At 64.2% G+C, this 17,689-nt stretch carries 13 protein-coding genes and 2 tRNA genes; 4 read left to right on the top strand and 11 right to left on the bottom strand.

Annotated features, from left to right (window positions below; genetic code table 11):
- Positions 1-104 precede the first annotated feature (104 nt).
- The 7 genes from lon to QZV93_RS00680 all read right to left on the bottom strand — a co-directional run bounded on the left by lon (position 105) and on the right by QZV93_RS00680 (position 11,528).
- Positions 105-2,528 carry an endopeptidase La gene (gene lon, locus QZV93_RS00710; protein ID WP_295555115.1) on the bottom strand — a complete coding sequence of 808 codons (2,424 nt, stop codon included), beginning with the start codon at positions 2,526-2,528 and terminating at the stop codon, positions 105-107.
- A gap of 297 nt (positions 2,529-2,825) precedes the next feature.
- Entirely contained in the window at positions 2,826-4,079 is a 1,254-nt protein-coding gene (gene clpX / locus QZV93_RS00705) for an ATP-dependent Clp protease ATP-binding subunit ClpX (protein WP_295555114.1), read from the bottom strand.
- Positions 4,080-4,481: 402 nt separating this feature from the next.
- Positions 4,482-5,132: an ATP-dependent Clp protease proteolytic subunit gene (locus tag QZV93_RS00700; RefSeq protein ID WP_295555112.1), complete on the bottom strand. Its 651-nt coding sequence runs from the start codon at positions 5,130-5,132 to the stop codon at positions 4,482-4,484.
- Positions 5,133-5,411: 279 nt separating this feature from the next.
- On the bottom strand, positions 5,412-6,767 hold the full coding sequence (gene tig, locus QZV93_RS00695) for a trigger factor (RefSeq protein WP_295555110.1): 1,356 nt from the start codon (positions 6,765-6,767) through the stop codon (positions 5,412-5,414).
- Between the two features lie 71 nt (positions 6,768-6,838).
- Positions 6,839-6,923, bottom strand: a tRNA-Leu gene (locus tag QZV93_RS00690).
- Positions 6,924-7,140: 217 nt separating this feature from the next.
- Positions 7,141-10,326 carry a multidrug efflux RND transporter permease subunit gene (locus QZV93_RS00685; RefSeq protein ID WP_295555108.1) on the bottom strand — a complete coding sequence of 1,062 codons (3,186 nt, stop codon included), beginning with the start codon at positions 10,324-10,326 and terminating at the stop codon, positions 7,141-7,143.
- A gap of 50 nt (positions 10,327-10,376) precedes the next feature.
- A complete protein-coding gene (locus QZV93_RS00680) occupies positions 10,377-11,528 on the bottom strand; it encodes an efflux RND transporter periplasmic adaptor subunit (RefSeq protein ID WP_295555107.1) in 1,152 nt (383 codons plus the stop codon).
- 211 nt (positions 11,529-11,739) lie between these two features.
- Here QZV93_RS00680 and QZV93_RS00675 point away from each other — a divergent pair, with 211 nt between their 5' ends.
- The gene (locus QZV93_RS00675; RefSeq protein ID WP_295555105.1) at positions 11,740-13,359 is read left to right on the top strand and encodes a glucan biosynthesis protein; all 1,620 of its coding nucleotides are present in this window, start codon (positions 11,740-11,742) and stop codon (positions 13,357-13,359) included.
- A 21-nt stretch (positions 13,360-13,380) separates the two neighbouring features.
- On the opposite strand, the gene QZV93_RS00670 is transcribed toward QZV93_RS00675, so the two are convergent.
- Complete coding sequence (locus QZV93_RS00670) at positions 13,381-14,064, bottom strand: VWA domain-containing protein (protein ID WP_295555103.1); 684 nt, start codon at positions 14,062-14,064, stop codon at positions 13,381-13,383.
- A gap of 102 nt (positions 14,065-14,166) precedes the next feature.
- The gene (gene sseA / locus QZV93_RS00665) at positions 14,167-15,033 is read right to left on the bottom strand and encodes a 3-mercaptopyruvate sulfurtransferase (RefSeq protein ID WP_295555101.1); all 867 of its coding nucleotides are present in this window, start codon (positions 15,031-15,033) and stop codon (positions 14,167-14,169) included.
- Between the two features lie 344 nt (positions 15,034-15,377).
- On the opposite strand from sseA, the gene QZV93_RS00660 reads away from it, so the two are divergent.
- The 3 genes from QZV93_RS00660 (at position 15,378) to QZV93_RS00650 (ending at position 17,063) form a co-directional block, all read left to right on the top strand.
- Positions 15,378-16,079, top strand: a complete 702-nt coding sequence (locus QZV93_RS00660) for a hypothetical protein (protein ID WP_295555099.1) — start codon at positions 15,378-15,380, stop codon at positions 16,077-16,079.
- A 62-nt stretch (positions 16,080-16,141) separates the two neighbouring features.
- Positions 16,142-16,438, top strand: a complete 297-nt coding sequence (locus QZV93_RS00655) for a hypothetical protein (protein ID WP_295555097.1) — start codon at positions 16,142-16,144, stop codon at positions 16,436-16,438.
- A gap of 139 nt (positions 16,439-16,577) precedes the next feature.
- Complete coding sequence (locus QZV93_RS00650; RefSeq protein ID WP_295555095.1) at positions 16,578-17,063, top strand: pyridoxamine 5'-phosphate oxidase family protein; 486 nt, start codon at positions 16,578-16,580, stop codon at positions 17,061-17,063.
- A 10-nt stretch (positions 17,064-17,073) separates the two neighbouring features.
- On the opposite strand, the gene QZV93_RS00645 is transcribed toward QZV93_RS00650, so the two are convergent.
- Positions 17,074-17,307 carry a hypothetical protein gene (locus QZV93_RS00645; RefSeq protein ID WP_295555093.1) on the bottom strand — a complete coding sequence of 78 codons (234 nt, stop codon included), beginning with the start codon at positions 17,305-17,307 and terminating at the stop codon, positions 17,074-17,076.
- Positions 17,308-17,513: 206 nt separating this feature from the next.
- Positions 17,514-17,588: transfer RNA gene (locus tag QZV93_RS00640), tRNA-Lys, on the bottom strand.
- Between the last annotated feature and the right edge of the window lie 101 nt (positions 17,589-17,689).

Raw genomic sequence — 17,689 nt, 5'->3', positions numbered from 1 at the left:
AAGGAAATGCGAGCGATGACAAGGTGCGCGTCGGGCGGTCGTAAAAATGAAAGCGCGCCCCGCATTGCGTGCGGGGCGCGCCAAGTATCACGTTGTGAGAGCGCTCAATGCGCCGTCACGCGGGAGCTGCCGTCGGTGCCGTCGCCCGGAACGGTCGCAGCCTCCTGATGCTCGTCCCACTGGATCGCCTCGGGCACACGCACGAGCGCCGTCTTCACGACATCCTCCATGCGCGCCACCGGAATGAGTTCCAGCTTCTTCTTCACCTCTTCCGGAATCTCGGCGAGATCTTTGACGTTCTCCTCCGGAATCAGCACCGTCTTGATGCCGCCGCGCAGAGCCGCGAGAAGCTTCTCCTTCAAGCCGCCGATCGGCAGCACGCGGCCGCGCAGCGTGATCTCACCCGTCATCGCCACATCCTTGCGGACCGGGATGCCGGTCAGCACCGAGATGATGGCCGTCGCCATCGCAACACCGGCCGACGGACCATCCTTGGGTGTCGCACCCTCCGGCACGTGCACGTGGATGTCCTTCTTCTCGAACAGCGAAGGCGGAATGCCGAACTCGACCGACCGCGAACGCACGTAAGCGTTGGCCGCCGAAATCGATTCCTTCATCACGTCGCGCAGGTTGCCCGTGACCGTCATCTTACCTTTGCCGGGCATCATGACGCCTTCGATGGTGAGCAGCTCACCGCCGACTTCCGTCCATGCCAGACCGGTCACGATACCGACCTGATCCTCGAGCTCGGCCTCGCCATAGCGGTACTTCGGCACGCCGAGGTATTCGGCGATGTTGGCACCGGTGTGCGTGACCGTCTTGTTCGACGACGTCAGGATCTCCTTCACGGCCTTGCGTGCCAGCTTGGCGACCTCGCGCTCGAGTGAGCGCACGCCGGCTTCACGCGTATAGCGGCGAATGATCTCGAGCAGCGCGCTGTCCTCGACCACCCACTCGCCCTCTTCCAGGCCGTGCGCCTGGCGTTGTTCGGTGAGCAGATGGCGCTTGGCGATCTCGACCTTCTCGTCCTCCGTGTAGCCCGCGAGCCGGATGATCTCCATACGGTCCATGAGCGCCGGCGGAATATTGAGCGTGTTTGCCGTGGTGACGAACATCACGTTCGAGAGATCGTAGTCGACCTCGAGATAGTGATCGTTGAAGGTCGCGTTCTGCTCCGGATCCAAGACCTCGAGCAGGGCCGCCGCGGGATCGCCACGGAAGTCTTGACCCATCTTGTCGATCTCGTCGAGCAGGAACAGCGGATTGGTCCGCTTCGCCTTCTTCATCGACTGGATCACCTTGCCCGGCATGGAGCCGATGTAGGTGCGCCGGTGACCACGAATCTCCGCTTCGTCGCGCACGCCGCCGAGGCTCATGCGCACGAACTCGCGGCCCGTGGCATTGGCGATCGACTTGCCGAGCGAGGTCTTGCCCACGCCGGGCGGTCCGACGAGGCACAGGATCGGCCCCTTGAGCTTGTTGGTGCGGGCCTGCACCGCGAGATACTCGAGGATGCGCTCCTTGACCTTCTCGAGGCCGTAGTGCTCGGCATCGAGCACCAGCTGCGCCTCCTCGAGGTCCTTCTTGACCTTGCCCTTGATGCCCCACGGGATCGAGAGCAGCCAGTCGAGATAGTTGCGCACCACCGTCGCTTCGGCCGACATCGGACTCATCTGCTTGAGCTTCTTGAGCTCCGCAGTGGCCTTGTCCTTGGCCTCCTTCGACAGCTTGGTGTTGTCGATCTTCTCCTCGAACTCGGCGATGTCGTCGCGCTCTTCGGTGTCGCCGAGCTCCTTCTGAATGGCCTTCATCTGCTCATTCAGATAATACTCGCGCTGCGTCTTCTCCATCTGCCGCTTCACGCGCGAACGGATCTTGCGCTCCACCTGCAGCACGGAGATCTCGCTCTCCATGAGCGTATAGACCTTTTCCAGGCGATCGGAGACGATCGTCGTCTCAAGCACGTCCTGCTTGTCCGCGATCTTGACGGCAAGATGCGAGGCAATGGTGTCGGCGAGCTTCGAATAGTCCTCGATCTGCGCCACGGTGCCGAGCACTTCGGGCGAGATCTTCTTGTTGAGCTTGACGTAATTCTCGAACTGCGAGACCGCCGAGCGCGCAAGCGCCTCTATTTCCGTCTTGGTGCCGATCGTCTCGCTGATGCGCTCGACCTCGGCTTCGAAATAGTTCGCGTTCTCGGTATAGCGCAGCACCTTCGCGCGCGCGGTACCCTCGACGAGCACCTTGACCGTGCCGTCGGGCAGCTTCAGGAGCTGCAGCACCGATGCCAGCGTACCGACCTGATAGATCGCGTCCGTCGCCGGATCGTCGTCGCCCGCGTTTTTCTGCGCGGCAAGCAGGATGTGCTTGTCGGCGCGCATCACTTCCTCGAGCGCATTGATCGACTTCTCGCGCCCGACGAACAGCGGCACGATCATGTAGGGGAACACGACGATGTCGCGCAGCGGGAGAACCGGAAAGTGGTCCTTGCTGCCCGTCTTGTCCTTCGCCTGCTTCTCTTCGCTCATCGTCGTCACCCGTTCAACTTTGTGCCGCGCTGCCGGACCCGCTTCAGTCGCGCATGCCGGTTCTGCCGCATGCGAAGACTACCTTAGCCCCGGGGAGCCGCTTCATTATGGCCGAATCCCGAAAACCCACGCTGCATCTTTCGTTGGGAAGCCCGAAGGCCGCAATCGTTAGAAGGAAGCGTCGTTGAGGAAAGATGGGGATCGCCCCCAATCTTATCAATAACGGGCCCTCGCCGCCGCCAAGTGCCGCAGGCCGCTCCCGAGGCCTGCGGATTATCCAGGGAATGCCGGCACGCCTTACGAGGCGGTCGAGCCCTTTTCCTCGGCCCGGTCGGAGTAGATCCGGAGCGGACGCGCTCCGCCTTCCACGACCTCCGGCCCGATGACCACCTCCTCGACGCCCTTGAGCGCCGGCAGGTCGAACATCGTATCGAGCAGAATGCCCTCCATGATCGAACGCAGGCCGCGGGCACCCGTTTTGCGCTCGATCGCCTTGCGGGAAATCGCCTTGAGCGCGTCCTGGGTGAGCGTGAGCTTCACGTCCTCCATCTCGAACAGCCGCTGGTACTGCTTTACCAACGCGTTCTTGGGCTCGGACAGGATCTGCACCAGCGCCGCCTCGTCGAGATCCTCGAGCGTGGCGATCACGGGCAGACGCCCGATGAACTCCGGGATAAGGCCGAACTTCAGGAGATCCTCGGGCTCGACCTCGCGCAGCACCTCGCCGGTGCGACGCTCGTCAGGACCCAGCACTTTCGCGCCGAAGCCGATCGACGTGCCCTTGCCGCGCCGCGCGATGATCTTCTCGAGACCAGCGAACGCACCGCCGCAGATGAAGAGGATGTTGGAGGTGTCGACCTGCAGGAACTCCTGCTGCGGATGCTTGCGGCCGCCCTGCGGCGGCACGGAGGCAACCGTGCCTTCCATGATCTTGAGCAGGGCCTGCTGCACGCCTTCGCCCGACACATCGCGCGTGATGGACGGGTTGTCCGACTTGCGGCTGATCTTGTCGATCTCGTCGATGTACACGATGCCGCGCTGTGCGCGCTCGACGTTGTAGTCGGCGTTCTGCAGCAGCTTCAGAATGATGTTCTCGACATCCTCGCCGACGTAGCCGGCCTCGGTGAGCGTCGTCGCATCCGCCATCGTGAACGGCACGTCGAGAATGCGCGCAAGCGTCTGCGCGAGCAGCGTCTTGCCGCAACCCGTGGGTCCGACCAGGAGGATGTTCGACTTGGCGAGTTCGACGTCGTTGTTCTTCGCCGCGTGGTTGAGGCGCTTGTAGTGATTGTGGACGGCGACCGAGAGCACGCGCTTGGCGTGAAACTGGCCGATCACATAGGAATCGAGAACCGTGCAGATTTCCTGCGGCGTCGGCACGCCGTCGCGCGATTTGACGAGCGTGTTTTTGTTCTCTTCGCGGATGATGTCCATGCAGAGCTCGACGCATTCATCGCAGATGAACACGGTCGGGCCCGCGATCAGCTTCCTGACCTCGTGCTGGCTTTTTCCGCAGAAAGAGCAGTAAAGAGTGTTCTTTTCCTGAGCCATTCTGTTCTCTCACCCGCAGTCAGGGAGCACGTCCGGATAGTCTGGACTACTGGCCCGACCCGGGCCTTTCGGGAGCTAGTACGGCAAAGCCCGCCGCAAGGTACGACACCGTCAAACCCGATCTCAGCACGCTAGCGTCGCCGAGATCAAGATTCGATTAAGGCCTTTCCCGCCCCGACCGAACCTTCGGACCTGATTACCACACTGTTGACAGCCGGAAGTTGTTTGGCTGAAGGCAGTTAAGCCTGCGACTTTAGCACCCCGGCCTTGCGCGGGGCCAGAGACGGCCACAGGGCCGCAATTGGCCGAGGCACCCCTCGCGGGGACCATACAACGGACTTTGGTCGGGGGTCGGTGACACGGCGGTGGGGCACACCGCCGCATCTGGCCTCAAACCTCGGGTCAGGCCGGCTTGGTTTCCATCGAAAGCCGGGGATCCGCGTCTTCGCGCTGGCTAAGCACCCGGTCGATAAGGCCAAAATCCTTGGCCTGATCGGCTGTCATGAAATAATCGCGGTCGAGCGTCTTCTCGATCATCTCGTACGCCTGGCCGGTATGCTTGACGTAAACCTCGTTCAGTCGACGCTTCATCTTGATGATGTCTTCGGCATGCCGCTCGATATCCGATGCCTGCCCGGAGAAACCGCCCGAAGGCTGATGCACCATGATGCGAGCGTTCGGCAAGGCGTAGCGCATGTCCTTGTGCCCGGCGCAGAGCAGGAGCGAGCCCATGGAGGCCGCCTGCCCGATGCAGAGCGTCGCAATCGGCGGCTTCACGAACTGCATGGTGTCGTAGATCGCCATGCCAGCCGTCACCACGCCGCCGGGCGAGTTGATGTACATCGAGATCTCTTTCTTCGGGTTCTCCGCCTCGAGAAAGAGTAGCTGCATGCAGATCGACGCCGCCATGTGGTCCTCGACCGGGCCCGTCACGAAGATGATGCGCTCCTTCAAAAGCCGCGACGGCAGATCGTAGCCGCGCTCGCCGCGAGCGGTCTGCTCGACGACCATGGGCCAGAAGGAACCGGTGATTGTGGCGACGGGATCGCGCATGGGGTCTTTGCTCCTCAGGGTGCTTCCGAAACCGCGAGCCCCCGGTGAAGGCAAGCCCGCATTCCGACAAGAAGCACGATCAACCAAACAATTAGGCCTTGCTCCTGCTTCGAGCCAAGGCCTCGCACGCCCGAATCGCTCGGGCAGGTCGAGACATCAGATCAGCATAGCGGCACGCGACTTCAAGCCCCCCGTTGAGGAGAACCTTCCCGGGCACGCGCAATCACGCCCGGGGCAAACGGAATGCTCAACGCCACACCGAAAAAGGCGATGGAAGCCTTAGGCTTCCGTCACCTTCTCGAGGCTGTCGATCAGCTCCTGGCGCGAAACCTTCTTCTCGGCTGGCTTGGCGAGCTCGAGCACGAAATCGATCACCTTGTCCTCGAAGATCGGCGCGCGCAGCTCCTGCAGGGCACCGGGCGTCTTCTCGAAATATTCGTAGACGTTCTTCTCCTGCCCGGGGAAGCGCCGCGCGTGCTCCATGAGGGCGCGCCGCATCTCGTCCTGCGTCACCTCGATCTTGTTCTTGTCGCCGATCTCGCCGACGACCAGCCCCAGCCGCACGCGGCGCTCGGCGATCTTGCGGTACTCCGCGCGCGCCTCGTCCTCGGTCTTGCCTTCGTCCGCGAACGTCTTGCCCTCGCGGGTAAGCCCTTCGGTCACCTGACGCCAGATGGCCTCGAACTCGCGCTCGACGAGCGTCGGCGGCAGCTCGAACGAATGCGAGGACTCGAGCGCATCGAGAAGCTCGCGCTTGAGCTTCATGCGCGAGGCTTGCTCCAGCTCGCGCTTGATCTGCACCGACACCAGCTCTTTCAGGTTGTCGAGCCCTTCCGCGCCGAGCGACTTGGCGAACTCCTCGTTGATTTCGGCTTTGACCGGCTTCTCGACCTCTTTGACCGAGATCGCGAACACCGCGTCCTTGCCGGCCAGCTCGGCAACCGGATACTCGGCCGGGAAGGTCGCCTTCACGTCGCGGCTCTCGCCCTTCTTGGCGCCCTTGATGCCTTCCTCGAAGCCGGGAATGAAGCCGGCGTTCCCGATCACGAGCTGCAGGTTCTCGCCCGAGCCGCGCTCGAATTCGACGCCGTCGATGGTGCCCTTGAAGTCGATGGTGACGCGGTCGCCTTCCGAAGCCTCGCGGCCGTCCTCGGCGGCAAACGATTGGTTGCGCTCGGCGAGTTCCTCGAGCGCCTTGTTGAGCTGCTCGTCTTCCACGTCGGCCACCAGCCGCTCGAGCTTGAGCGTCTTGAAGTCGGTCAGCGTCACGTCGGGCAGCACCTCGAAGCTCATCTCGTAGGCGAGGTCGGCCTGACCGGCGACCACGTTCTCGATCTCGGACGCTCCGTCGGCGAGCGCGATGTCCGGCATCATGGCCGGCCGCTCCTTGCGATCGACGATGGCCTTGTTCGACGTCTCGCGGATCGCCTCCTGCAGCACATCGTTCATGACCGAGCGGCCATACACCTTCTTGATGTGCGCAAGCGGCACCTTGCCTTTGCGGAAGCCCTTGAGCTGCACCTGATCCTTGATCTTGTCGAGGTGCGCTGTGAAGCGCTCGCCGAGCTCGTCCGCTCCAACCACGACCTTGAGCTTGCGCTTGAGGCCTTCCGAACTCGTTTCCGTAACCTGCATGACGTGCCGCCTTCGCTCGATCTCTTGATGTCCACCACCCCGTGGAGGGGCGAAATTCGTTGGCCGGTCCCTGGTGCGGGCGGAGGGACTCGAACCCCCACGACTTGCGCCACTGGAACCTAAATCCAGCGCGTCTACCAATTCCGCCACGCCCGCGATCAGGGACACAGTACGTCGGCCGTGCGCCGGGAACCTCGCGCCCCAGCCCGGATGGACCAGCAAAATCAGGGAAGCCGGCCCCGTTCGGAGCCGGACCGCGCCAGGATGGGCACATATACTCGGGGGGCTGCCCCGAGATCAATCGCCAATGTTCTTAACGAACGCGCCCATATCGAAAGAACCCGCCCACCCGTAGGGATTTTGGCCAATCGCCCTATTCGGCGGCGTGCGTTCCCGCCTCGTCCGTTCCCGCGGCCGGCGTCCGCCGCCCCGCGAACGCGCTCGTCAGCACATAGAACACCGGGGTGAAAATCAGGCCGAACAGCGTCACGCCGAGCATGCCCGAGAACACGGCCGTACCGAGCGACTGGCGCATCTCGGCGCCGGCTCCCGTCGCCAGCACCAGCGGCACCACGCCGAGAATAAAGGCCAGCGACGTCATGAGGATGGGACGCAGACGCGTGCGCGCCGCGCTCACCGCAGCATCGAAGCGGCTCATGCCCGCCTCCTCCGCCTGCTTGGCGAACTCGACGATCAGGATCGCGTTCTTGGCGGCGAGGCCCACCAGCACCACGAGCCCGATCTCGACCAGAATGTTGCGGTCCAAGCCCTGCAGGTTCACGCCCAGCATCGCCGCCAGGATACACATCGGCACGATCAGAATGACGGCCAGCGGCAGCAGCCAGCTCTCGTAGAGGGCCGCGAGCACCAGGAACACGAACACCACCGCGAGCCCGAACGCGATCACCGCCGTGTTCCCCGCCAGCTTCTCCTGCAGCGCGATCTCCGTCCATTCGAAGCCGAAGCCCGACGGCAGCGCCGTATCGACGATGTGCTCGATGGCGGTGATGCCTTGCCCCGACGAGTAGCCGCGCGCGAGGCCCACCTGCACCTCTGCTGCCGGGAACAGGTTGTAGCGCGGCACGCGATAGGGACCGGTGGTGTCGGAGAACGTCGCCACCGAGCCGAGCGGAACCATGTCCCCGGAATCGCTGCGTGTCTTGAGGTTCGCAACGTCCCGGAGCGTCACGCGGAACGGATTGTCGGCCTGCGCGGTCACGCGGTACGTGCGACCCAGAATGTTGAAATCGTTGACGAACGCCGAGCCCATATAAACCGAGAGCGCATCGAACACGCGCCCGATCGGCACCCCGAGCTGCTCGGCCTTGGTACGGTCGATATCCGCCCAGATCTGCGGCGTGCGCGTGTTGAAGAGCGTAAATGGCTGCACGATACCGGGAACCTGCCCGGCCCCGCCCGCGACCGTCCACGCCGCGCCTTCGAGCGCCGGATACCCGCGCCCCGCCCGGTCCTGCACATAGCCCTTGAGGCCGCCGCCCGTACCGATGCCGGGCACCGAGGGCGGCTCGAGCACGAACGCGAACGCCTCCTTGATGGACGCCATCTGCCCGCGCAGGTCGCCGAGGATCTGATCCTTCGTCAGACCTTCCTTGAGGCGATCCTCGAAGCTCTTGAGCCGCACGAAGATCACGGCCGTGTTCGGCGCGTTGGTGAAGGTTGCGCCGTCGAAGCCCGCGAACGCCACCGCATCCGACACGCCCGGCCGCTTGATCATGAGGTCGGACGCCCGCCGCACCACCGCATCCGTGCGATCGAGCGTCGAGCCCGGCGGCAGCTGAAACACGGCGATGAAATAGGTGCGGTCGAGCGAAGGGATCAGGCCCGTCGGCGTCTTGGCCAGCCGGTCGTAGGTGAGGAACAGAAGTCCGCCGTAAATCAGCAGCAGCAGCAGCGGCAAGCGGATCAGCCGGCTCGTGATGCCGGCGTAGCCGTGCGAAAGCCCGTCGAAGGCCGCGTTGAAGCCGCGGAAAAACAGCCGCAGCGGCGCTCCCAGAATGCGCGATATCAGCGATCGCTTCTCATCATGATGGGCATGGGGCTTCAGAAGCAATGCCGCGAGGGCCGGCGAAAGCGTCAGCGACACGAAGCAGGAGATCGCCGTCGAGGCGGCGATGGTAATGGCGAATTGCTTGTAGAACGTTCCCTGCAATCCCGAGATGAATGCCGTCGGCACGAACACCGCGATCAATGTCGCCGTGATGGCCACCAGCGCGCCGCCGACCTCGTCCATGGTCTGGTGAGCGGCCTCCTTGGGCGAGAAGCCTTCCGAGAGTTTTCGCTCGACGTTCTCCACCACCACGATGGCGTCGTCCACGACGATGCCGATGGCGAGCACCAGGCCGAACAGCGAAAGCGTGTTGAACGAGATCCCGAGCGCGCCCATGACGATGAATGCGCCGACGAGCGACACCGGAATGGCGATGATCGGGATCACGGCCGCGCGCCACGTCTGCAGGAACAGCACGACGACGAGCACGACCAGAATCAACGCCTCGACGAACGTGCTGACCACGGCATCGATCGAATAGCGGATGAAATCCGTCGGGTTGTAGACGATGGTGTAGGCGAGCCCTGGCGGAAAATCTTTGGCCAGCACCTCCATCTCGGCCTTGACCGCCGCAGCCGTCGCCAGCGCATTGGAGCCCGGCCGCTGGAACAGCACCACCGCCGTCGCCACCTTGTTCGAAAGGTAGGCGTTGACCGTGTAATCCTGCGAGCCGAGTTCGACGCGTGCGATATCGCGGACACGCACCACCTCGCCCGTGGCCTCGGCCCTGACGACGATGTTCTCGAACTCCTCCGTCGTGGTCAGGCGCCCGAGGGTATGCACGGAGAGCGTAAAGCCGCCCGGCGACGAGGCCGGCGGCTGATTGATGGACCCGGCGGCAACCTGAAGGTTCGCGGCCCGGAGCGCGGCCACCACCTCGCCCGCGGTCAGGTTGCGGGAGGCAACCTTCTCGGGGTCGAGCCAGATGCGCATCGAATAGTCGCGAGCACCGAACACGCGTGAATCGCCGATGCCGTCGATGCGCGCCAGCCGGTCCCGGATGTAGAGGGTCGCATAGTTCGAGATGTACTGCTGGTCGCGCGTGCCGTCGGGCGAGATCATGTGCACGACCATCATCAGGTCGGGCGACGCCTTGAGCACGGTGAGGCCGAGACGGCGAACGTCCTCGGGCAGCCGGGGCTCGGCGATCGAGACGCGGTTCTGCACCAGCACCTGCGCCTGGTCGATGTTGGTGCCGGGCTTGAACACCACGCTGATCGACAACCGCCCGTCGCCCGTCGACTGCGAGACGATATAGAGCATGTTGTCGACGCCGTTCACCTCCTGCTCGATCGGCGCCGCGACTGTCTCCGCGATCACCGCCGCGGAGGCGCCCGGATAGGTGGCCGTGATGTTGACGGTCGGCGGAGCGATTTCGGGATACTCCGCGATCGGCAGGGCGATGCCCGCGATCACGCCCACGATGGTCAGGATCACCGAAAGCACGGTGGCGAAGATCGGCCGGTCGATGAAGAAATGTGAGAAGCGCATGGGACTCTTCCGCGGGCCTCGGCCCTATTGAACCGTTTCGACCGCCGTGATCAGGGTGCCGTGGGTTTGATCTCGCCCGGCTGGGTAACCACCTTGGCCCCTGCCCTCACCATCGGATTGGCGAGGCCGTCCAGCACGATCTTGTCGCTCGCCTGAAGCCCGCTCTTGACCACTCTCAGCCCCTCGTAGATCGGGCCCAGCGTCACGGCCGCAGCCTTGACGACACCGTCGTCGCCCACCACGAACACGATCTTCTTCATCTGATCCGCGACGATCGCGCTGTCGGGAATGAGCAACGCATCCACCTCGCCGCCGAACAGCCTGAGGCGCGCGAAAATACCGGGCGCGAACAGCTGATCCTTGTTTTCGAGAATGGCGCGCCCGCGCATCGTGCCCGAGCGCGGATTGAACTGGTTGTCGACGAAGTCCATCTTGCCCTCGTGCACCCAATCGGCTTCGTCCGCGAGCCGCACGAGCACGGGATTCGAGCTGTCGCGCGACGACGCCCGTTGTCCCGACGAGGCGAGCCGCTGATAGCGCAGGTAGTCGGCTTCCGATGCGTCGAACAGGAAATGGATGGGATCGAGCGATACGATCGTCGTGAGCAGCGTCGTCCCCTGCGCCCCGCCGATCACCAAGTTGCCGGTATCGACCTTGCGATCCGAGATCCGCCCCGAGATCGGCGCCTTCACGACCGTCCATTCGAGATTGAGTTCGGCGCTCTTGAGGTTGGCCTCGGCGACCTGGAGCTGCGCCTCCGTAACATTGAGATTGGCGCTGCGTTGCGTAAAGTCGCGCTCCGTGACCGCGCCGGATCGCACCAGCGGCGCAGCGCGCTCTACTTCGCTCATGGCGAGCGCCACCTGAGCCCTCGCACGCGCGATTTCGGCTCGCGAGCTTTCGGCCGCGATCTCGAACGGCCGCGGATCGATTGTGAACAGCGGATCGCCCGCCTTGACGATCTGGCCGTCCTTGAAATGCACTTTGTCGACGAAGCCCGAGACGCGAGGCCGCACCTCAACCGTTTCCACTGCCTCGAAACGGCCCGAGTATTCGTCCCACGTACTGATGCGCTTGGCGATGGGCTGCGCGACCGTGACGGACGGCGAAGGCGGCCCCTGTGCAAAAAGAGGCGCTGCGGATGGAGCCTGCATCGCCGCGAGCAGCAAAAGCGTAACGGCCACGCCAAAGTAACGCGTCATGGAACCCCTCATTGCCATTCGCCCCGCCCCGCCCCAGATCTGACTGGGATCCTTACGGCCATAACCTATAGCCGGATCTCCCCATCCATGCCCAGAGCATTACGCAGTGCAACACGCGGACAGGGGGCGGCCGCCGGATGCTGGCCAGACACACCGTTCTGCGCTAGGGGACACATCGGAAGCACCGTAGTCGACCGATGAAAGCAAGATCGTGACAGGCTCGAACCTAGATCGCCGCCAGATCCTGGCAGGAGCAGCCGCTGCCGGCTTCGCGACCACGATAGGCGGCATTTCGAATGCCGATGCCGGAACATCCGGGAGCGGATCGAATGCACGTGCCGCCCCGGCAGGCGCCGCGTTGGGTACTTCCGAGCCCTTTTCCTTCGACATCCTCTCCGAGCGCGCCGCAGCGAATGCGCACGTTCCCTGGCAGCCGACTCCGCCGGTTGCGGCCAGCATCTTGGACCGCATCGACTACGATGCTTATCAGGAGATCCGCTTTCGTCCCGAGATGAGCCTGATGCTCGGAGACGGTCGCGCACTCCCGGTGCAACTCTTTCACCTCGGCAAATTCTCCCGCGATGCCGTCAAAATACATCTGATCAAAGACGATACCGCGCAGGAAGTTCTCTACAATGCCAGCCTCTTCGACACGCCGGCCGGCCATCCCGCGCGCGAGCTTCCCGAAGGCATTGGCTTTGCCGGTTTCCGCGTCATGGCGCCCGACCTCAAGACGGATTGGCTGGCCTTCCTCGGCGCCTCCTATTTCCGAGCCTCTGGCCCTTACAATCAGTACGGCCTGTCCGCGCGCGGCCTTGCCATCGATACCGGTGCGCCGACGCCCGAGGAGTTTCCTCGCTTCACCGAGTTCTGGCTTTCGAGCACGCCCAAAGGCGACTCCGTCGTCATCTACGCCTACCTCGACAGCCAGAGCGTCACCGGCGCCTACCGCATCACCGCCCAGCGCTCGGTCGGCACCAACAACGTGGCGCGCATCGACATGGACATCGAGGCGCGGCTCTACGCCCGCCGCGACATCGGCCGCCTCGGCATCGCACCATTTTCGAGCATGTACTGGTACGGCGAGACGAGCCGCCGCCAGATCGTCGACTGGCGCCCCGAGATTCACGACTCCGACGGCCTCGCCATCTGGACCGGCGCCGGAGAGCGCATCTGGCGCCCGCTGAACAACCCGCCGCGCGTCATGGGCAACGCCTTCCTCGACAACAACATCCGTGGCTTTGGCCTGCTCCAGCGCGACCGCGATTTCGTGCACTATCTCGACGACAGCGTTTTCTACGAGCGTCGCGCCTCGGTCTGGGTCGAGCCCATCGCCCCCTTCGGGGAAGGCGAGCTGCATCTCCTCGAGATCCCGACCGACGATGAGATCCACGACAACATCGCCGCCTACTGGTGCCCGAATGGCCCGTTCAGGGCCGGCGAAACCCGCACCTACCGCTATCGCCTGCGCTGGCTGGACGACATTCCGTTTCCCGCTGCGCTCGCGAAAGCCACCGCCACCTGGACCGGCATCGGCGGCCGGCCAGGACACAAACGGCCCGAGGGCGTCCGCAAGTTCGTCATCGACTTCCAAGGCAAGGTGCTGAAAGACCTCGGCCGCGACGATGGCGTCGAGATCGTCGTCAGCCCGTCGCGAGGGGTTTTGAGCAACGCCTATTGCCATCCCGTGGTCGATCAGCGCGAGCGCTGGCGCGCGTTGTTCGATCTCGAGGCCACCGGCGAGAATCCCGTCGACATCCGCATGTTCCTGCGCAAAGGCGACCGCGCACTGACGGAGACCTGGGTTTTCCAGTACTTCCCCGACGCCTGAAGCGTGCCGGCAAAGCGCCTTCTATCGCCGCCTCTCCGAGAACAACGGACACGTCAGCGTCTTCTGCAGCGCAGCGATCAGCTCGTCCTTGTCGTGCGCCGTGATGGAGAGGCCGCCCGTCTCCTCGGCCATGCAGGACGAGCCGGTTCCCGCCTGCAGCCAGGTGGAGCCCGCCACCTTGAATCCAACCACATGGATGGTGAGATCACGCGCCTGCGCACGCAGCTCGCGCGCCATCCGGCACGGATCGCCGCCGCACGTTTCCTCGCCGTCCGTCAGCAGCACCACCACCGCCGGCTCGTTGCGATAGTGAAGCTCCTCGGCCGCACCTCGCACGGCGGCCGTCAGCGGCGTTTGCCCGCCCGGCACGACGGCATCGACCTCGCCCAGGATCGTGGTGGCGCTATTCGGACCCGGCTTGAGACGCAACTGGATGTTGCTGCAGCCGTAAGCTGATCCGGGACCGTAGACCATGAGACCCAGATGCCTGCGCGGTGTGACGGCCGGCAGAACCGCGGCCAGCGCCTCGCGCACGGTCGCAATATGGGGGCGCACGGCATTCATGTCGGTTCCGGCCATGGATCCCGAAGCGTCGAACACCAGCATCGCGTCGTCGATGCAGGTGCCTTTCTCCTGCGCCAACGCCGGCTCGGCGGCAGAACCGAGAACACCGAGCAGCGCGAGTGTTGGAATAAGGCTCCGCAAGCAGGTGCTCCCTTCCCTATCCGCAATCGATCCACGCCGGGCTGACGCAGGCAGCAGCCCCGACGATACACGATCACCGATGGGAGGACACCTCGACCCTGCTTACTTTGCGGGTCCCGTCTCGACGGGCGTTCCGAGGCTCTCCTGGCCCCACTCGGCCCACGAACCGTCGTACACGGCCGCGTTGGTCTGGCCGATGACGCTCAAGGCCAGCGACAGCATCGACGCCGTAACGCCCGAGCCGCACGTGGTGACGACCGGCTTCTGCGGATCGATCCCCACATCCCGGAAGATCTGCTCGAGCTCTGCCTTGGATTTCAGCGTGCCGTCCTTGTTGAGGATGGTGCCCGACGGCACGTTCTTGGCCCCCGGAATGTGTCCCGAGCGCAGGCCCGGGCGGGGCTCCGCCTCCGTACCCTCGAAGCGTCCCTTCGGACGCGCGTCCACGATCTGCGTGTCGCCGCTGGCGACGTAGCTCTTCATGTCGTCGAGGTCGCGCACCAGCGAGTTGTTGAGCAGCGGCGTGAAATGACGCGCCGTGCGGGTGATCGGCGGCATGTCCTCAAGCGGACGCCCCTCGGCCTTCCATTTCCTCAAGCCGCCGTTCAGCACGGCAACGTCCTGGTGCCCCATGGCCCGGAACGTCCACCAGACGCGGGCCGCCGAGAACAGACCGTAGGTGTCGTAGACCACGATGCGCATGCCATCGCCCACGCCCATTTTCTTCATGCGCGAGGCGAACTTGGGCGTCGGAGGCAGCATGTGAGGCAGAGGCGACTTCTCATCGACAAGATCGTCGATATCGAAGAACAGCGCACCCGGAATGTGCTCGGCCAGGTACTCCGCCTTCGCATCGCGCCCCGAGTTCGGCAGATGCCAGGAGCCGTCGAGCACGATCAGATCGGGCGCGTCCAGATGCGCTTGCAGCCAGTCCGTCTCGACAATCCAGTTCTTGGCGCTCTCCGGCACGAAACCCTCCTTGTGGTCCTCAAGCCGCCCGCAGGGTCGTCCTCAGCCGCGAAACCTTGGCCGAGGACACGAACCCGAAACCGACGGGATGTCATGGCATTGGGTCGACCATATCATCGTCCTGCCCAAGCCGTGCGTCGGCGCACCCTAATCGCGGCATGCCACGGCCGCAAGTAGCAGCCGGTCCGCGTTCCACGCCCGCCGGCCAACGCACCGGGATTGAAGTCGGCAACCCTTACGTAAAAGTAACCGCCGGCGGCCCTCATGTGAGCCTTGAGCCCCTTGGGCAGGCACGCCGTCACGGCCACGTAATTCTGATCGCCAAATGTCGATGGAGAGCAGCCATGCTGAAGCTCGATCACACGTGGAAAGCAGGATGTAGAGCCGTGACCGTGACACTGAGCCTGATCGTGCTCAGTGCCGGCGCATGCGCCCATGGTGCCGGTGGGAGCGGCGGCGGCCACGCCCGCGGGATCGCCGCCCCCCACGTCCAACCGTCCGGCAGCACAATTTCCACGCCGCTGGCACTGGACCCCAAAGCCGCAAGCACCCCGTCCTCGCGCCGGAGCGGATCAGCGGCGTCCGCACCCTCGGATACGACGAGCCAGACCGCCGCACCGACCGAGCCGCCCAATTTCGCCACCCAGTGCGAAGGCGAGGTATCGGCCAACTGTGAGGCCATGGCCGAATCCCGGTTTTCCGCCACGGGCGGCGATCCGGCCCCGGTCTCGATCCCCCCGACGCCGACCACCATCCCGCCAACACCCGCAGCGCCCGCCATCGCCGAGCCGCAGGCGAGCGACACGCAGAGCCTCGAGCAGAGCGGCGGCAGCAGCGGCGTCGTCATCACCGAAGGCGGCGGCCCGACGCTTGCCGACTGCATGGCCCTCTGGGACCCGGCCGTGCATATGACGAAAGCCCTCTGGAAAGACGTCTGCAAGCGCACCATGAATGGCATCAACGAGCCCCATGTCGCGCTCGAATCCATCGACCCCGGCTATGCCGCAAGCCGGTCGAAGCCCGCACGCAACGCGGCGCGCCCGTGAGCCAAGCTGGAGGACGGACAGCCGTTGGCCTCCAGGGCGGCGTACACTCCGAGGAGGCCCCAATGCCGCCAATCACGCAACCGTCAGCAAGACACCTGCTCACCGCTGCCGTGCTCTCACTCGTCGCACCGGCCCCGATCCAAGCTGCCGATCAAAAATCCGAGCCCGAGGAGCAGATCTCCATCGAAGATCTCCTGAAATCGGGCTGGCAGGTGGCGGGCTTCACCAGCACCTTCGACAATCGCTCGGCCATGATCCTCTTCCGCCATCCAACGGAAACCACGCTCGTGCAGTGCCTGACGGGTTACGACGTCACCCGCACGCCGCGCACGTATACCAACTGCTATCGCCTCCGCTGACGGCCTGGCGTCAGTTCATGTCCCAGCCAAGGCGGTCAATTGCCGTAGAGCGAACCGAAGGCTTGCCGCCACGAAAAGCGTCGCACCTGGAACTTCGGCACGCGCCGCCCGTTCGTTCGCAAAGCAACGGAGCCGATCGATGCCGACCCCCAAAGAGCTCGAAGAAAAATTCTGGCAGGCCCTCAAATCAGACATGACGATGATGCTGGGCCTCGACGGCATCGATGCCGCGAACCCGCGCCCGATGACGGCACTACTGGAAGGTGAGCATCCTCCGATTTGGTTCTTCACCGCCAAGGACAGCGAGATCGTGCAGACGTTTGGGAGAGGGCAGCGCGCCATCGCGACATTCACCTCCAAGGATCACCAGCTGTTCGCTGCCGTACACGGAGGCCTTGTCCTCGACAACGACCGCGCCGTCATCGACCGTCTTTGGAATCCGTTCATTGCCGCCTGGTTCGAAGGCGGAAAGGACGATCCGAAACTGGCGCTGCTGCGCTTCGACGCCGAGCGCGCGCAGATCTGGGAGAACGCCACCAGCCTCTACGCCGGAATTAAGCTCTTGCTCGGCGCCGACCCGAAGCAGGAGTACAAAGACAAGGTCGCCGACATCCCGCTCCGCTGAGCATTCCTGTCTAGGGACTGTCCGGAGAGGGAGTGACGTGCGATTGCTCCGACAGCGCCGGATCCGCCTGCGGCGGCAGTTTGTTGACGGGCCGCGTCAATAGAGCGGCAACAAGCCAGATCACGACCACGGCCGCAACCACTCCGAGAGCGCGCACACCGTAATTCGGGCCTGCGTCCTCAGCCATTGGCCTCTGATTGCGGGATCCCCTCAAGCGGGTATCGGTGTCGTCGCTATAAGCCATTCTCGGCACCTCCTACCTGTTTCCTGTTTGCAGGAAACCCCCTAGGACGGAGCCGGTTCCCCCCGACGCGGACGCGCGGGCAGGCGATGCAGGAGGACCGAGGAAAAGGTGGCGCCCGATATCCGGCGGGTCGCAGCGAATGAAGCCCCGCGATAGCCGATTGCTGGCAACTCAAACTGCTCAACCCTGTATGGGCTGGAAATGGGTGGTGAGCCGGGAGGGAATCGAACCCTCGACCCCATGATTAAAAGTCACGTGCTCTACCTCTGAGCTACCGGCCCCGACCCGTGCCGCGGCCAGAAAGGCTGCCGGCATCGTTTCAAGAGAGCGCTTTCTAGGGGGCGGGACACGCCCGGTCAAGAAAAGCCGCAGCCCAAGGGCG

It is taken from the genome of uncultured Hyphomicrobium sp., from assembly GCF_902826555.1.
In the GTDB taxonomy this organism is placed as follows: Bacteria; Pseudomonadota; Alphaproteobacteria; order Rhizobiales; family Hyphomicrobiaceae; genus Hyphomicrobium_C.
Note: the sequence above shows the minus strand (reverse complement) of the source record. Positions and strands in the feature narration are given on the sequence as shown.

Bases quoted from the DNA above. Each gene is read 5' to 3' on its own strand.
- tig (WP_295555110.1), bottom strand. From the start codon at position 6,767: ATGCAGGTTACGGAAACGAGTTCGGAAGGCCTCAAGCGCAAGCTCAAG.
- QZV93_RS00645 (WP_295555093.1), bottom strand. From the start codon at position 17,307: ATGGCTTATAGCGACGACACCGATACCCGCTTGAGGGGATCCCGCAAT.
- QZV93_RS00685 (WP_295555108.1), bottom strand. From the start codon at position 10,326: ATGCGCTTCTCACATTTCTTCATCGACCGGCCGATCTTCGCCACCGTG.
- QZV93_RS00660 (WP_295555099.1), top strand. From the start codon at position 15,378: ATGCTGAAGCTCGATCACACGTGGAAAGCAGGATGTAGAGCCGTGACC.
- QZV93_RS00680 (WP_295555107.1), bottom strand. From the start codon at position 11,528: ATGACGCGTTACTTTGGCGTGGCCGTTACGCTTTTGCTGCTCGCGGCG.
- QZV93_RS00655 (WP_295555097.1), top strand. From the start codon at position 16,142: ATGCCGCCAATCACGCAACCGTCAGCAAGACACCTGCTCACCGCTGCC.
- QZV93_RS00650 (WP_295555095.1), top strand. From the start codon at position 16,578: ATGCCGACCCCCAAAGAGCTCGAAGAAAAATTCTGGCAGGCCCTCAAA.
- lon (WP_295555115.1), bottom strand. From the start codon at position 2,528: ATGAGCGAAGAGAAGCAGGCGAAGGACAAGACGGGCAGCAAGGACCAC.
- QZV93_RS00700 (WP_295555112.1), bottom strand. From the start codon at position 5,132: ATGCGCGATCCCGTCGCCACAATCACCGGTTCCTTCTGGCCCATGGTC.
- clpX (WP_295555114.1), bottom strand. From the start codon at position 4,079: ATGGCTCAGGAAAAGAACACTCTTTACTGCTCTTTCTGCGGAAAAAGC.